A 12985-nucleotide genomic window follows, 5' to 3' on the forward strand; every position below is an offset into this window, starting at 1 on the left:
CTGGGATCGGGCGCGGCACGTCGCTTGCTGCCCTGGACTGCACGCGTGCCCAGCCTCGATCGATCTCCGCGGCGTCGCGCCGGCTTCGCCGTGGCGCTCGCGACCGCAGCCCTCGTCGCCTCGCTGCCCGATCGCGCCGACGCCTCGCCGGCGGTCGACGGCACCCGCAATCTCTCGCTGGGCAACAACGGCCGCGGGTCGTCGTATGGCACCAACGCGGTGCTCGCGAACCCCTCGAACATGGCCTTCTCCGGCGTGTTCGCGATCGAGCCGATGTACCAGCTCAACATCCGCAGCCGCACCAGCGGCCTCGGCGTGGTGGTGATGGACTCGCTGAACAACGCCCGCGTGTCGCTGGGCCTGGGCTACCTGTTCATGCGCGGCACGCCGACGGTGACGTTCACCGACGAGGACAGCGGTGACGACCGCGACTTCGAGCTGTCGCGCTTCGGCCACGAGGCCTTCGCGGCGATCAGCGTGTCGATCGTGAAGCAGTGGCTCGCGGTGGGCCTCAAGCCCAAGTACCAGTACACCAGCCTGCGCTACCGCGACTCGACCGGCGCGGCGCGCAACGCCGGCAGCAAGCTCAGCGCGTTCGGGCTCGACGTCAGCCTGACGGCCAACCTCGCCGGTTGGGCCGCGATCGCGCTGGTCGCCACCAATCTCACCGGCAACTCCGACCCGTACTTCACCGACGACAAGGACGTCAGCTTGGTCGACGTCGGCGCGACCGAGGGCACGATCCGCTACAAGTCGCTGAGCCCGTTGTCGGAGTATCCGCTCGGGTTCGCGTGGGGTGCCTCGGTGTTCCCGCTGCACAAGATCGACTTCAGCATCAACGCCGACGGCTACTACGACTTCACCAGCTACAAGTTCCAGAAGGCGACCCGGGCGGTCTACGGCGGCAGCGCGGAGTTCGTCGCGGGGCCGGTGCCGCTGCGCTTCGGTACCACTTGGGACAGCCGCGGTCGTGGCAAGCAGGACGACCGCGTCTACGTGAGCGGTGGCATCGCGTACGTGCGCCAGGCTCCGCTCGGGGGCATCGGCGTCGACGTCGGCTTCGGCTTCTCGCAGCAGGTCTCGGGTCTCCAGAAGGAGACCATCCTCGGGTTCAACCTAGGCCTGCGCATCAACCCGGATCTGTGAGGCCGCCCTTGGGCCACCATGGACGACGCCGCCGCGTTCTCGCGCCCGCCGTCGCGGAACTTGGCGCGCCTGCAGTAGTCTAGGCGCCTTGGTGGGCGCGACCCTCGGCACATCCGACGCCCGCGACGACGCCGCCGCCGCGGGCCGAGCCGAAACGAACGGCGACGTGATCGCGCCCGCGGCCGCGCCACCAGGCCCCGCAGCCGCGCCCCCTGCGGTGCCCGACCTCGACGACGACGCCGCGCTCGATGGCCAGGACCTGCGCGACCGCAGGCTCATCCGCCGCGCCCGCAACGGTGACGCGCGGGCGTTCGAAGAGCTGGTGCAGCACTACCAGCACCGCATCTTCGGGCTGGTGCTGCGCATGATCGGCAACCGCCAGGAGGCCGAAGATCTCGCGCAGGAGGTCTTCATCACCGTCCACCGCGCGCTCGGCAGCTATCGCGGCGAGGGGCGCTTCTACACGTGGCTGTATCGCATCGCGACGAACACGTGCAAGAACCGGATCAAGTACCTGCGCGGACGCAACTTCCACCGCAGCGTGCCGGTCGAGGACAGCCCCGAGGCCCAGGCGCCGCAGGCCGACGGTGGACCTGCGGTCTCGCTGCAGAGCCACATCGCCGGCCCCGAGGCAACCGTCGAGGGCAGCCGGCTCGAGGCCGCGATCGCGGCCGAGCTCGCGCAGCTCGAACCCGAACACCGGCTGCTCATCGTCCTGCGCGACGTGCAGGGGCTGTCGTACGGCGACATCCTGCGCATCACCGGCTTGCAAGAGGGCACCCTCAAGTCGAGGCTGCATCGCGCCCGCCTCGCCCTCAAGGACCGCCTCCGGCCCTACATGCGATGATCGGGCATTCGCGCCCGCCCGCGCGGTTTTTCCACCCACGCCAGGTGCCAACCCCCGGCCCCCGCACTACCCTTCTCCAAGCACCCACGATCCATGTCCAGCAGCAGCGACAACCAGGCCGAGCGCATGACGGCCTACCTCGACGCGGAGCTCGAAGCGAGCGAGGCCGAGGCGTTCGAGCGCTACCTCGAGGACGAGCCGCAGGCGCGCTCCGAGCTCGAGGACCTGCGCAAGGTGATGCAGCTGGTCGGTAAGCTGGGCGCGGTCGAGGCCCCGCCCGACTTCGTCGAGAAGGTCGCGCGCAAGGTCCGTCGTCGCGCCACCTTCGACCGCGACGGCGGCGGTCTGCTCGGGCTCGTGACGCTGCCGTTCCAGGTGATCTGCATCATCGTGATCCTCACGATCGCAGCGCTCAACATGATGGCCCAGCTCGAGGCCCAGCCGCAGGCGGTCGAGCGCGACGCCGCGGCCGAGGCCGCCGACGAGGCCGAGCAGGCCGACGACGCCCCCGCGCCGCGACCCATCGTCCCCTGACGTCCGAGCCGTCGCGCATCGCGGGGGCCGAGGCCTGCCGGTTCACCTGGCCCGCACCGAGGATGCCAACCGCGCGTTTTTCCGACGCCTGTGATACAACCCGGACGTCATGGCGCGGGAAGTGACCATCGTCGACGCGGGTCTCGGTAACCTCGCAAGCGTGGAACGCGCGCTCATCCAAGTTGGCGCAGCCGTTCGTGTTTCCGGGGACCCTGACCGAGTGGCCACGGCCCGGATGGTGGTCTTCCCGGGGCAGGGCGCGTTCGGTCCGGCGACCAACGCCATCATCGACGGGGCCCTCGGCGACGCCCTGCGCATGGTGATCGACCGGGGCGATCCCTTCCTCGGGATCTGCCTGGGCATGCAGATGCTCTTCGACCGCAGCGAGGAGAACGACGGCCATCCCGGCCTCGGGATCCTGCCCGGGTACTGTCGGCGGTTCGTCCGCGGGCTCGACGAGGAGGCCGAGCCCAACGCGGCCCCACCGAGCCAGCCGATCGAAGCCGTCGCGCCCAAGCGCGAGGAGGGCAAGCGCGAGGGCATCGCGGCCTCGATCGCCGCTGCGCTGGAGAACGACGGCGAGCGCCGCAGCGGCAACCTGGCGTCGCAGGACAGCGGCGACGAGCCGCCGCGCAGCGAGGACGGCGACGCCAACGTGGTGTCGATGCCGGCACCGTCGATCGACGCGCTGTTCGAGCCCGCCGCCCCGATCGCACCGGTCGCGGCCCCCGTGCCGGCGGCGTCGGCTCAGGCGGCCGCGGTGCTGGCCCCCGAGCCGATGGTCCAGGCCGCGCCGCGCAACGACCCGGCGATGCCGCTTCGCCGTCAGATCAAGGTGCCGCACGTGGGCTGGAACGCGGTCGAGCCCACCGGCGAGCACTACTACTTCGTGCACAGCTACTACGTCGAGCCCGAGCGTGCCGAGGACATCATGTGGGTCACGACCTACGGTGGCGTCCGCTTCCCCGCCGCGGTGCGCTACCAGAACCTGCTCGGCTGCCAGTTCCACCCCGAGAAGAGCCAGCGCGCCGGCCTCAAGTTCCTGCGCGCATTCCTGCTCGGAGGCTGGGGTTGAGAGTCATCCCGGCGATCGACCTGCTGCAGGGCCACGCGGTCCGACTCGCGCAGGGCGACCGTTCCCGCGCGACCCGCTACGAGGCCTCGCCGGTGCAGATGGTCGATCGCTTCGCCGACGCCGGCGTGCAGCTGGTGCACGTCGTCGATCTCGACGGTGCGTTCGGCGAGCCGCTGCAGCGGCCGGCGTTGGCGGAGATCGTCGCGCGCGCCCACGCCCGCGGCGTGCAGATCGAGCTCGGCGGCGGGCTGCGCGACGCCGACGCGGTCGAGCGTGCGCTCGCGACCGGGGCCGACTTCGCCGTCGTCGGCACGCTCGCGCTGCGCGACCCGCAGACCTGCGCGGCGCTGTGCGAGCGCCATCGCGATCGCATCGTCGTCGCGGCCGACGCCAACGACGGCATGGTCGCGATCGACGGCTGGCGCGAGGCGTCGCAGCGCACCGCGGCGGCGCTGGTCCGCGATGCGGCGGGCTGGGGCGCGGCCGCCGTGCTGTACACCGACATCGGCCGCGACGGCCTGCAGACCGGCCCCGCAGTGGCGGCCACCGCCGCGCTGCAAGCCCTGGTCGAGATCCCGATCTACGCCAGCGGCGGCGTGGGCTCGCTCGCAGACCTCACCGCCTGCCGCGACGCCGGCCTGCGCGGCGTCGTCGTGGGTCGAGCGCTCTACGAGAATTCCTTTTCGATCGAAGAAGCGATGGCACGATGCTGAAGCGCAGAATCATTCCTTGCCTCGACATCAAGAACGGCCGCGTCGTGAAGGGCGTGCACTTCGCGGGGCTGCGTGACGCCGGCGATCCCGTCGAGGCCGCGCGTGCCTACGACCTACAGGGCGCCGACGAGATCTGTCTGCTCGACATCACCGCCACCACCGAGGGCCGCGAGACCTTCGTCGAGGTGGTGCGTCGGGTCTCGGCGCAGCTGTTCGTGCCGGTCACGGTCGGCGGTGGCGTGCGCCGCGACGAGGACGTGCGACGCCTGCTCGGCGCCGGCGCGGACAAGGTCGCGATCAACAGCGCCGCGGTCGCGAACCCGTTCCTCGTGCGACGGCTGGCGGAGCGCTACGGCTCCCAGGCCATCGTCGGTGCGGTCGACGTGCGACGCCTGCCCGGGCGCCCCGGCGAGACCGAGCCGCTCTACGAGGTCGTGATCCACGGCGGCAGTCGATCGACCGGCCTCGACGTGGTCTCGTGGTGTCGCCAGCTCGCCGACCTCGGCGCGGGCGAGATCCTGCTGACCTCGATGGACCGCGACGGCACCCGCGACGGCTACGACCTGTGGATCACCCGTGAGGTCGCCCGCGCGGTGCCGATCCCCGTCATCGCGTCGGGTGGCGTCGGCTCGCTCGAGCACCTGCGCGAGGGCCTCGCGACCGGCTGGGGCGAAGCCGACGCGGCGCTCGCGGCCTCGATCTTCCACTTCGGCCTGTACTCGATCGCGCAGGCGAAGCGGTACCTGCTCGAGCACGACATCCCGGTGCGCCCGCCCGAGGCGCCCGTCAGCGTGTAGCGGCGGGCAGACGCGCGCGCGGTCTTCCGGCACGATGCCGGCGATGGACGACGACGCCGCGCTGCTGTGGCAGCAAACCAAGCCCGACGCCCACGGACTCGTGACCGCGGTGGTGCAGCACGTCGACACCGGCGTGGTGCTCATGGTCGGCGCGATGAACCGTGAGGCGCTCGCGCTGACGCTGTCGCGCGGACGCGTGACGTTCTTCAGCCGCAGCCGGCAGACGCTGTGGGAGAAGGGCGAGACCAGCGGCAACGCGCTGCTGCTGCATGACCTCCGTGTCGACTGCGACGGCGACGCGGTGCTGGTGCGCGCGCGACCCCTGGGCCCGACTTGCCACACCGGCGCGAGCAGCTGCTTCTTCCGCGCATGGCGGCCCCCCCAGCTCGAGCGCGACGACGGCCCCGCACCTGGGGGTCCACGCGAGCGCGTCTTCGAGGTCGTGCTCGCGCGCAAGGCCGGCCTCGGCATGACCCAGGCCCAGGGCAAGAGCTACGTGCGTGACCTGCTCGCCGGCGGAGCCACCCGCATCGCCGCCAAGATCCGCGAGGAGGCCGACGAGCTGGCCCGCGCGCTCGAGGGTGAGAGCGACGACCGCGTGGTGGCCGAGGCCGCCGACCTCGAGTTCCACGCGATGGTCGCTCTGGCGCTGCGGGACCTCGGGCCCGACGCGGTCGCGGCGGTGCTGGCGTCACGCATGGGCGTGAGCGGCATCGACGAGAAGTCCTCGCGCCCCGGCCGCTGACGAACCCGCGGCAACCCGCCCAGGTTCGCTGTTATGCTGCGGCCGAAAGCGGTGGCCTCGCTGCAGCACAGCGTAGCGTTCTGGGTCGCGGTGGCGTACTTCGTCGCGGCGATTCCCACCGGCGTGGTGGTCGCGCGCCTGCGCGGCGTGGACCTGCGCGCCGCCGGCTCCGGCAACATCGGCGCCACCAATGCCGGCCGCGTGCTCGGCACCAAGCTCGGCATGCTGGTGCTCGTGCTCGACACCTTCAAGGCCGCCACGCCGGTGTGGCTCGCGGCCCGCGACGCGGCCCTGGGCGGTGGCCCTGGGGCGCAGCTGGGCCTGGCGTGCGTCGGCTTTGCCGCGGTGATCGGCCACATCTTTCCGATCTACCTCGGCTTCAAGGGTGGCAAGGGTGTGGCCTGTGCGCTGGGCGTGTTCCTCGCGCTCGACCCCCCGGTCGCGCTGGCGGCGGTGGTGATGTACGGGCAGTCGGTGTGGCTCTCGCGTGTGAGCGCGTTCGGCTCGCTGACCGCGGTCACCTCGATCACGCTGTCGCTGTGGATTGCGGATCGTCCGGGCCCCCATCAGCTGCTCGCGCTCGCGACCGCGGTCATCATCTGGATCCGGCACACCAGCAACATCCGCGGGATGCTGGCCCAGGCCCGCGAGCGCAAGCGCTCCGGCGCCGGCTCCCACGACGACGGTTGAGACGCCCCGGCCGCAGACCGCGGAGCTCCCGCAGAGATCTCTGCGCGCGAGACTTGTGATCTGCGCTTCGCCCCACGACGAGGTGGTTGTGCCGATGCATTCCGGCTTGGCGTAGGTGCAATCCCGGCGGTAGGCTTCCGGTCGACTGGCCGTGCGCGATCGTCTGCACACGCTCTACGTCGGTGGCCTGCCGCCCGCGATGGACTCGGCGGCGCTCGGCGCCCTGTTCGAGAGCTTCGGCCAACTCGCAGCGGCACGCGTGGTCATGCGGCCCTCGACCAACACCTGCCGCGGCTTCGGCTACGTCACGTTCCTGACCGCACAGGCCGCCGAGCTGGCCCGCCGTGCCCTCGACGGCCAGTCCATCGCCGGCCTCCGCCTGCGCGTGGCGCCGGCGCCCTGACACCCCGCTGCGGTGACAGCTCGCGCTCGCAGAACTCGATGCAGCCACTGCATCGCAGTGTGCAGCTGCGCACGCAGGTCTGCTCGCATTCGCCGGCGCAGCGCTCGCTGCAATCGAGCGCGCAGTCGTTCACGCACTCGCGGCAGTGCAGCTCGCAGCTCGACTCGGGGCTCGGCCGCGCCAGCACGCCCACCAACAACGCGAGCACCGACAGTCGCATCGCGCGGGCCCCCTTCAGGCCGCCAGCAACCGCCGCTGGACATCCCAGCGGGTGCTCGCGCCCAGCTTCCGCCGCAGGTTGCGGGTGTGCATCTTGACCGTGGTCTTCGCGATGCCCATCGCCTGCGCGATGTCGACGTAGCGATACCCCGCCATCATGTAGCGAAGCACCGCGAGCTCGCGGGCCGACAGTCGGCCCTCGCGGGCGGCCTGCGCGATGGGATCGGGCTCGGCACGCGGCAGCTCGGTCCGTGCCTCACGCTCGGTGACCTCGTCGCGTAGCTCGCCGAGCTGCTCGCAGCGCGTCCGCAGGTTCTCACTGGCCTCGACGACGCGCGCCACGGCGCGCACCATCGACGCCGCATTGCCCTCGCGATCGATCAGCTCGATCGCACCGCACCGCAGCGCGTCCCTCAACGAACGGGCGCGACGCACGTCGCCGAACAGCGCGTGCAGACACGGTCGCCGACGCTGCCGGAGCGACGCCGCCAGGTCGACGCGCTCGGGTGACGGCACCGCGAAGTCGAGCAGCGCGGCCGAGAACGCGCCGGGATGCGAAGCCACCGCATCCCGTGCGGACTGCACCGACCGCGTGACCACCACGTTGGCCCCGGCCGCGGCCAACACCGCCGCGAGCGCGAGTCCTTCGCTGACCTCCAAGCTGACCAACAACACCCGCACGTCCGCCAAGGGACGCGCGACCAACGGCGCTGACATGCGAACCTCCGCGGCCGCCGGCTCGGCAACCGCGGCGAGGGTCGGCCCCGCCCGCGTTGCCGTTGCAGCGCGGGCTTGGCTCCCACGTCAGCGCGGCACGAGCAGCGGTGCGTCGCGACGCGGCGCCGGGCTGCCGTACAGCCGTGTGACCTCGGCCGCCATCTTGCCCCGCAGCGCGAACGACAGCATGCGGTAGTCGGCCCGCAGCGACCACAGTGGGTACTTGAAGCTCGCAGGCTTGTTGTTCTCGATGAAGAAGTGGCCCACCCACGCCGGGCCGTAGCCGAGCACCAGCGCGACCGCGATCAGCCACCACGCACCCGCATACGTGGCGTACAGCGCGAGGCTCGTGGCCATCGAGGTGCCGAAGTAGTGCAGCCCGCGGCAGATCGGCACGCGGTGCTCACCGATGTAGAAGGGCCAGAACTCTTCGAAGCTCTCGATGCGGCGCGACATGATCCGCCGCGGAGCATAGCAACCCCGCGGCGGCTTGGGATCGACGCCACCCACGGCCACGGGGCCGCATCAGTGCCGACGCAGCAGCACCGCGTCGAGCGCCGGCGCAGGCGCCTCGACCTGGGGGCGGATGGCGATCGACGGCGGTCGCGAGCGCGGCGGTACCCGCTCGAGGCCGCTGTGCAGCGGTGCCCGACGCGTCGGCGGCCGCATGTAGTCGGGCACGGGAACGCCGAGGCCATCGAGCACCATCGGCGCCACCGCGCGCGTCGAGAGCCCGCGCTGAGGCTGCGCCAGCGCCCCCACGCGCCGATGCGCGGCGGCGGCGTGGTGAACCGCGAGCACGCCCTCGGGCACGTGGTACGCGGTCTGGCCCGATTCGTCCTCGATCGCGACGTCGGCGAAGCCGAGCTGCGCGAGCGAGTGAGCGCGACCATCGATGGTGGCATGGTCGGGGTGCTGCCCCTGCACCACCGGCACGGCCAGGCAGAAGCGCCCGCCACCCAGCGGCTCGATCACCAGCGGCTCGCCGGCGACGGTGATGGCCCCGGCGCGCTGTGGGAACTCGGCGGCACCGCGATCGTCGATCGCGACCACCACACGCGGCGCCATCGCGGGCTGCTGCTGCCACTGCTCGCGGCGGTAGCCCAGCGCCGCCATCAGACGATCGACGTGTTCGAGGTAGAGCTGCGTGCTCACGCGATTGTCGGCACGGGTCGCCGCCTGGCCCATGCTGCTGGTGAGCCACAGCTGCCGCCCGGGACGCGCGTGGGTGTACGCCAGCAAGCGCTCGAGCATGCCGTCGACCGCGTCCATCGCCCACGTGATCTCGCCGCCGTAGCTCGCGCGCCACGGCGCGGGATAGTCGTTGCGATCGTAGTCGTCGGGGTAGGCCGCCGCCCAGAAGCGATGCATCGTCGCCGCGACGTGGTTGGTGAAGAACGTCGCGAAGCGCGGCGCCGTGCGATCGAGCAGGCGCATGAACACGTCGAATCCGAGGATGGCCTGGAACCCGCGTCGTCGCACCGCGCGGGCGGGCGTGCGGCGCTCGGCGGCGAGCTGCGCAGCGACCGACGCGAGCGTGGCCGCTCGGATGCCCAGCTTCGGTAGCGCGCCCGCCAGCGACAGCGCGTCGCGCCACGGCAGCGAGCGCGCGACGTTGCGGGCACTGCGACGCGACATCGACAGGTTGAAGCGCTGGAACGGCTCGACCCACGCGGGTGCGGTGGCACTGTCGTCGGCGAACGGATCTGGCACGTGGAACGCCACGGCGCGCGGGTCGTCGGGCAGCGGATGGGTGTGCATCGAGCCGAACACGCCAGTGGGCAGCCCGGCGGCGCGGATCAACCGCCACAGTGGTGGCCGTGCGCGATCGACCTCACTCAGGTCGGCATTGAGGTTGGTGATGCCGTGTTCGCACTCGTCGACGCCGCGATGCAGCGTCGACCACGTGACCCAGGGGCTCAGTCGGCGATCCTCGGCGTGGGTCACGAACGAGTCCGCCCGTGTCAGCAGCCGCGCCATCGCACCGTGTGGGCGACGGTGCACGTGATCCATCACCACGCGCCACGGCACTTCGTTGAGCTCGAACAACACGATGCTCGTCGACATCGGACACCTCCTTTGCCGACGGCGCAGCCCAGCGCGCGCCCTCGGTCCACCTGGGCCATGGCGGCGACCGTCCCGATCCGTGCCCACGCGGTGCCGTGACGCGCACGTGAGCGCGGCTCCGGGTTCGCACCGATGGCTCGCGGCCTCAGCCCTGTCGATCGTCACCGATCGACGGCAGCGCGTCGACGTAGAGCAGGCGCATGATCTCGGCGCGATCGCCCGACGCGATCGCAGCCAAGGCCGTGCCCCACTCGCGACGCGCTGCGGCCATGGGCACGTGCGCTGCCGTCGGTGGGATGTCGAAGGCGTGCTCGCCCAGCGACGCGCCGAGCTCGACGTGCGTCGCGACCACGCTGAAGGCGGGTCCGTCGTAGCGCAGCGGCAGGCCGGCGACTTCCCACGTGCAGACCTCACCTCCGCCGGCGCGGACGCGCACGCAGTCGATGCCCGCGATGGTCTCGCGCGCGCCAGGGTCCTGCGCGCTGGCGGCTGCGAGTTCGGCCCGCCAGCTCCGCACCGCCGCGATCACACGCTCGCGCTCGCCGGCCGGCAACGCCACGATCGCGTCGGCGATGCTGCCCAGTCGCGCGGGTGTCACGACACCGACATCCTCACCCTCGGCGCGCCACACCGCGTCGGGGGCATGCACTGCCGATCCTCGGATCTCGCGGGGCCCATCGGCCAACGGCAGCGTGATGGTCCAGTTCTCGCGGCGCAGCCCGCCCTCGGCGGCGAGCAGCTCGAGCGAGCCCGACATCCCCGCGGGGCCGGTGACGTCGTACACGATCACGACGGCGTGCTCGGGCATCGGCGCGAGTTCGGCGAGTACACCCGCGAGGTCGTCGGGGATCGCCGCAGGCCCGGGCAATGCCGTGCGGGCCGCGAGCGCCTCGGTGGCCGCGGCCTCGGGCGCGGGTGCGTCGGCGAAGTAGCCGGTCGGATCGCAGGCGCCCAGCAGCAGGCACGCGGCGATCAGGTGCCGCCGCGCTGCAGGCCGAGCAGCTTCATCTTCTTGTGCAGGTGGGTGCGCTCGATGCCGAGCGACTCCGCGGTCTTCGAGACGTTCCATGCCAAATCGCGCAGTCGTTGGGCGATGAACGCCCGCTCGACGGCCTCGCGGAAGTCTCGCAGCGACAGCCCGGGGGGCAGCGCGTCGCCGTTCAGATCGACCAGCGGCCCCAGCAGGGAGCTGGGGTCGTCGCCCTGGGCACCAGCTCCGCGGAGCTCGGCTGGCACGTCGTCGAGATCGAGGTCGCCGTCCGAGAGGATTACCATCCGCTCGATCACGTTGCGAAGTTCTCGGACATTTCCTGGCCAGCCGTAGCCCGCGAGCGCCGCCAGCGCTTCGGCCGAGAGCCGCTTGTTGGTGAGGCCGTTCTCGCGGCAGGCCTCGTCGATGAAGTGCCGGCACAGCAGCGCGAGGTCGGCTGCGCGCTCCCGCAGCGGCGGCACCACGATCGGTACCACGTTGAGGCGGAAGAACAGGTCCTCGCGGAACTCGCCGGCGGCGACCAGCTCGGCGAGGTTGCGATGGGTCGCCGCCAGCACCCGCACGTCGACGTGGATCAGCTTGCTGCCGCCGACACGCATCAGCTCGCCGCTCTGCAGCACCCGCAGGACCTTGGCCTGCGCGCCCGCGGACATGTCACCGATCTCGTCGAGGAAGATCGTGCCGCCGTCGGCGACCTCGAACAGCCCCAGCTTCTGCGCCATCGCACCCGTGAAGGCGCCGCGCTCGTGGCCGAACAGCTCGCTCTCGATCAGCTCGGGCGCGATCGCGGCGCAGTTGACCTTCACGAACGCGGCCTCGCGCCGATCGCTGGCGTCGTGGATCGCCCGCGCTGCCAGCTCCTTGCCGCTGCCGCTCTCGCCGGTGATGAGCACCCGCGCGCGGGTCCGACCGACCTTGTCGAGCTGGGCGAGCAGCGCGGCCATCGCGGGGCTCTCGCCGATCAGCTCGCCGCGGATCCGCGAGCGCAGCGCCTGTAGCTGGCGATCGGCGGCGTGCTGGCGCAGCGCGTTGCGGACGCTGACGATGACGCGGTCGCGATCGAGCGGTTTCTCGAAGAAGTCGAACGCGCCCAGCCGGGTCGCCTTGACGGCATCCTCGACGCCGGCGTGACCACTGATGAGGATGACCGGGATCGCCGGGCGGCCGTGGCCGGCGTGTGAGAGCCGCTCGAGCACCTGCAGGCCGTCCATGCCCGGCATGCGCACGTCCATCACCAGCACCTCGACGGCCGGATCGGCCGACGCGAGCATCGCGAGGGTCTCGTCACCGCTGGCGGCCTCGAGCACCTCGGCACCCTCGCCCTCGAGCACCATCCGCAGCGTGCGACGAATGTTGCGCTCGTCGTCGGCCACGAGGATGCGGCCCTTCAGCGCGGTGGCCCCCGTCGCGCCGGGGTCGTCGTCGAGCGCCGTCTCGCCACCGCGCTCGCCCTCGGCATCGGCGCTCGGATCGGCACTCGCGGACTCGTCGACCATCGACGACATCATGCCCCGGGCCCGCGGCCCTCGGCCAGTGCGGCGGATCGCGTGCGCACCTCGCTCTTCCATGTCGGGGCCATCTTGGGTCCGGACAGGGGTAGACTGGCGCCAGCCGATGACGACGCCGACGCTGTATCTCAAGCCCACGTGAACCACCTGCCGTGACGTACGAGGTCTCGTACGCAAGCTCTCGGATCAGGTCGTCGAGCGCGACTACGCCAAGACGCCGCTGCAGGCGCGCGAGGTCGAGGCGATCGTCGACGCCGCCGGTGGCGTGGCCGCAGTGCTCAACACCCGGCACGCCGAGGCCAAGACCAACGGCTGGAAGGACGCGCCGCCGGGCAAGGCCGCGTTCGTCGCGGCCGTGCTGCGCGAACCCAACCTGCTGCGCCGCCCCATCCTCGTGCACGGCCGCACCGTCGTGATCGGCAAGGACGAGGCCGCGCTGCGGCGCGCGTTGACGTGACCACACCGGCTACACGCCCGTGAGTGCGGGCACGGCCGTGCCGCCCTCGCGGGCCTGGGCGCCGCTGCAACCGGCG

The 12985-nt window shown here is 71.8% G+C and carries 15 protein-coding genes; 10 read left to right on the plus strand and 5 right to left on the minus strand.

Annotation, left to right across the window (positions count from 1 at the left end; translation table 11 throughout):
• Positions 1-45: 45 nt before the first annotated feature.
• From IPH07_32420 to IPH07_32460, 9 genes are all read left to right on the plus strand, one after another.
• A complete protein-coding gene (locus IPH07_32420) occupies positions 46-1146 on the plus strand; it encodes a hypothetical protein (protein MBK6922142.1) in 1101 nt (366 codons plus the stop codon).
• Positions 1147-1234: 88 nt separating this feature from the next.
• Entirely contained in the window at positions 1235-1993 is a 759-nt protein-coding gene (locus tag IPH07_32425) for a sigma-70 family RNA polymerase sigma factor (protein MBK6922143.1), read from the plus strand.
• 93 nt (positions 1994-2086) lie between these two features.
• Entirely contained in the window at positions 2087-2527 is a 441-nt protein-coding gene (locus IPH07_32430; GenBank protein MBK6922144.1) for a hypothetical protein, read from the plus strand.
• Between the two features lie 160 nt (positions 2528-2687).
• On the plus strand, positions 2688-3602 hold the full coding sequence (locus IPH07_32435; protein ID MBK6922145.1) for a hypothetical protein: 915 nt from the start codon (positions 2688-2690) through the stop codon (positions 3600-3602).
• Positions 3599-4315: a 1-(5-phosphoribosyl)-5-[(5-phosphoribosylamino)methylideneamino] imidazole-4-carboxamide isomerase gene (locus IPH07_32440; protein MBK6922146.1), complete on the plus strand. Its 717-nt coding sequence runs from the start codon at positions 3599-3601 to the stop codon at positions 4313-4315. The genes IPH07_32435 and IPH07_32440 overlap by 4 nt, the downstream gene beginning before the upstream one ends.
• Positions 4309-5112 (plus strand): imidazole glycerol phosphate synthase subunit HisF, encoded by an 804-nt coding sequence (gene hisF, locus IPH07_32445; GenBank protein ID MBK6922147.1) that lies wholly within the window; start codon positions 4309-4311, stop codon positions 5110-5112. Before IPH07_32440 ends, hisF begins: the two co-directional genes overlap by 7 nt.
• A 43-nt stretch (positions 5113-5155) precedes the next feature.
• The gene (locus tag IPH07_32450; protein MBK6922148.1) at positions 5156-5857 is read left to right on the plus strand and encodes a bifunctional phosphoribosyl-AMP cyclohydrolase/phosphoribosyl-ATP diphosphatase HisIE; all 702 of its coding nucleotides are present in this window, start codon (positions 5156-5158) and stop codon (positions 5855-5857) included.
• Positions 5858-5890: 33 nt separating this feature from the next.
• A complete protein-coding gene (locus tag IPH07_32455) occupies positions 5891-6547 on the plus strand; it encodes a glycerol-3-phosphate acyltransferase (GenBank protein ID MBK6922149.1) in 657 nt (218 codons plus the stop codon).
• Between the two features lie 151 nt (positions 6548-6698).
• Positions 6699-6950 (plus strand): RNA-binding protein, encoded by a 252-nt coding sequence (locus IPH07_32460; protein ID MBK6922150.1) that lies wholly within the window; start codon positions 6699-6701, stop codon positions 6948-6950.
• 234 nt (positions 6951-7184) lie between these two features.
• Here IPH07_32460 and IPH07_32465 read toward each other — a convergent pair whose 3' ends face one another.
• From IPH07_32465 to IPH07_32485, 5 genes are all read right to left on the minus strand, one after another.
• Positions 7185-7886 carry a helix-turn-helix transcriptional regulator gene (locus IPH07_32465; protein MBK6922151.1) on the minus strand — a complete coding sequence of 234 codons (702 nt, stop codon included), beginning with the start codon at positions 7884-7886 and terminating at the stop codon, positions 7185-7187.
• Positions 7887-7973: 87 nt separating this feature from the next.
• Positions 7974-8345 (minus strand): DUF962 domain-containing protein, encoded by a 372-nt coding sequence (locus tag IPH07_32470; protein ID MBK6922152.1) that lies wholly within the window; start codon positions 8343-8345, stop codon positions 7974-7976.
• A gap of 66 nt (positions 8346-8411) precedes the next feature.
• A complete protein-coding gene (locus IPH07_32475) occupies positions 8412-9953 on the minus strand; it encodes a hypothetical protein (protein ID MBK6922153.1) in 1542 nt (513 codons plus the stop codon).
• A 145-nt stretch (positions 9954-10098) separates the two neighbouring features.
• Positions 10099-11022: a hypothetical protein gene (locus tag IPH07_32480; GenBank protein MBK6922154.1), complete on the minus strand. Its 924-nt coding sequence runs from the start codon at positions 11020-11022 to the stop codon at positions 10099-10101.
• Positions 10926-12335, minus strand: coding sequence for a sigma-54-dependent Fis family transcriptional regulator (locus IPH07_32485; GenBank protein MBK6922155.1), 1410 nt, complete (start codon positions 12333-12335; stop codon positions 10926-10928). The genes IPH07_32480 and IPH07_32485 overlap by 97 nt, the downstream gene beginning before the upstream one ends.
• A gap of 382 nt (positions 12336-12717) precedes the next feature.
• On the opposite strand from IPH07_32485, the gene IPH07_32490 reads away from it, so the two are divergent.
• Positions 12718-12909, plus strand: coding sequence for a hypothetical protein (locus IPH07_32490; GenBank protein ID MBK6922156.1), 192 nt, complete (start codon positions 12718-12720; stop codon positions 12907-12909).
• Positions 12910-12985 lie beyond the last annotated feature (76 nt).

Source organism: Deltaproteobacteria bacterium (assembly GCA_016709225.1).
GTDB lineage: Bacteria > Myxococcota_A > Polyangia > Nannocystales > Nannocystaceae > Xiheibacterium > Xiheibacterium phototrophicum.

Coding starts and splice junctions, on each gene's coding strand:
- IPH07_32430 (MBK6922144.1), top strand. CDS start 2,087: ATGTCCAGCAGCAGCGACAACCAGGCCGAGCGCATGACGGCCTACCTC.
- hisF (MBK6922147.1), top strand. CDS start 4,309: ATGCTGAAGCGCAGAATCATTCCTTGCCTCGACATCAAGAACGGCCGC.
- IPH07_32450 (MBK6922148.1), top strand. CDS start 5,156: ATGGACGACGACGCCGCGCTGCTGTGGCAGCAAACCAAGCCCGACGCC.
- IPH07_32455 (MBK6922149.1), top strand. CDS start 5,891: ATGCTGCGGCCGAAAGCGGTGGCCTCGCTGCAGCACAGCGTAGCGTTC.
- IPH07_32465 (MBK6922151.1), bottom strand. CDS start 7,886: ATGTCAGCGCCGTTGGTCGCGCGTCCCTTGGCGGACGTGCGGGTGTTG.
- IPH07_32475 (MBK6922153.1), bottom strand. CDS start 9,953: ATGTCGACGAGCATCGTGTTGTTCGAGCTCAACGAAGTGCCGTGGCGC.
- IPH07_32480 (MBK6922154.1), bottom strand. CDS start 11,022: ATGGAACGTCTCGAAGACCGCGGAGTCGCTCGGCATCGAGCGCACCCA.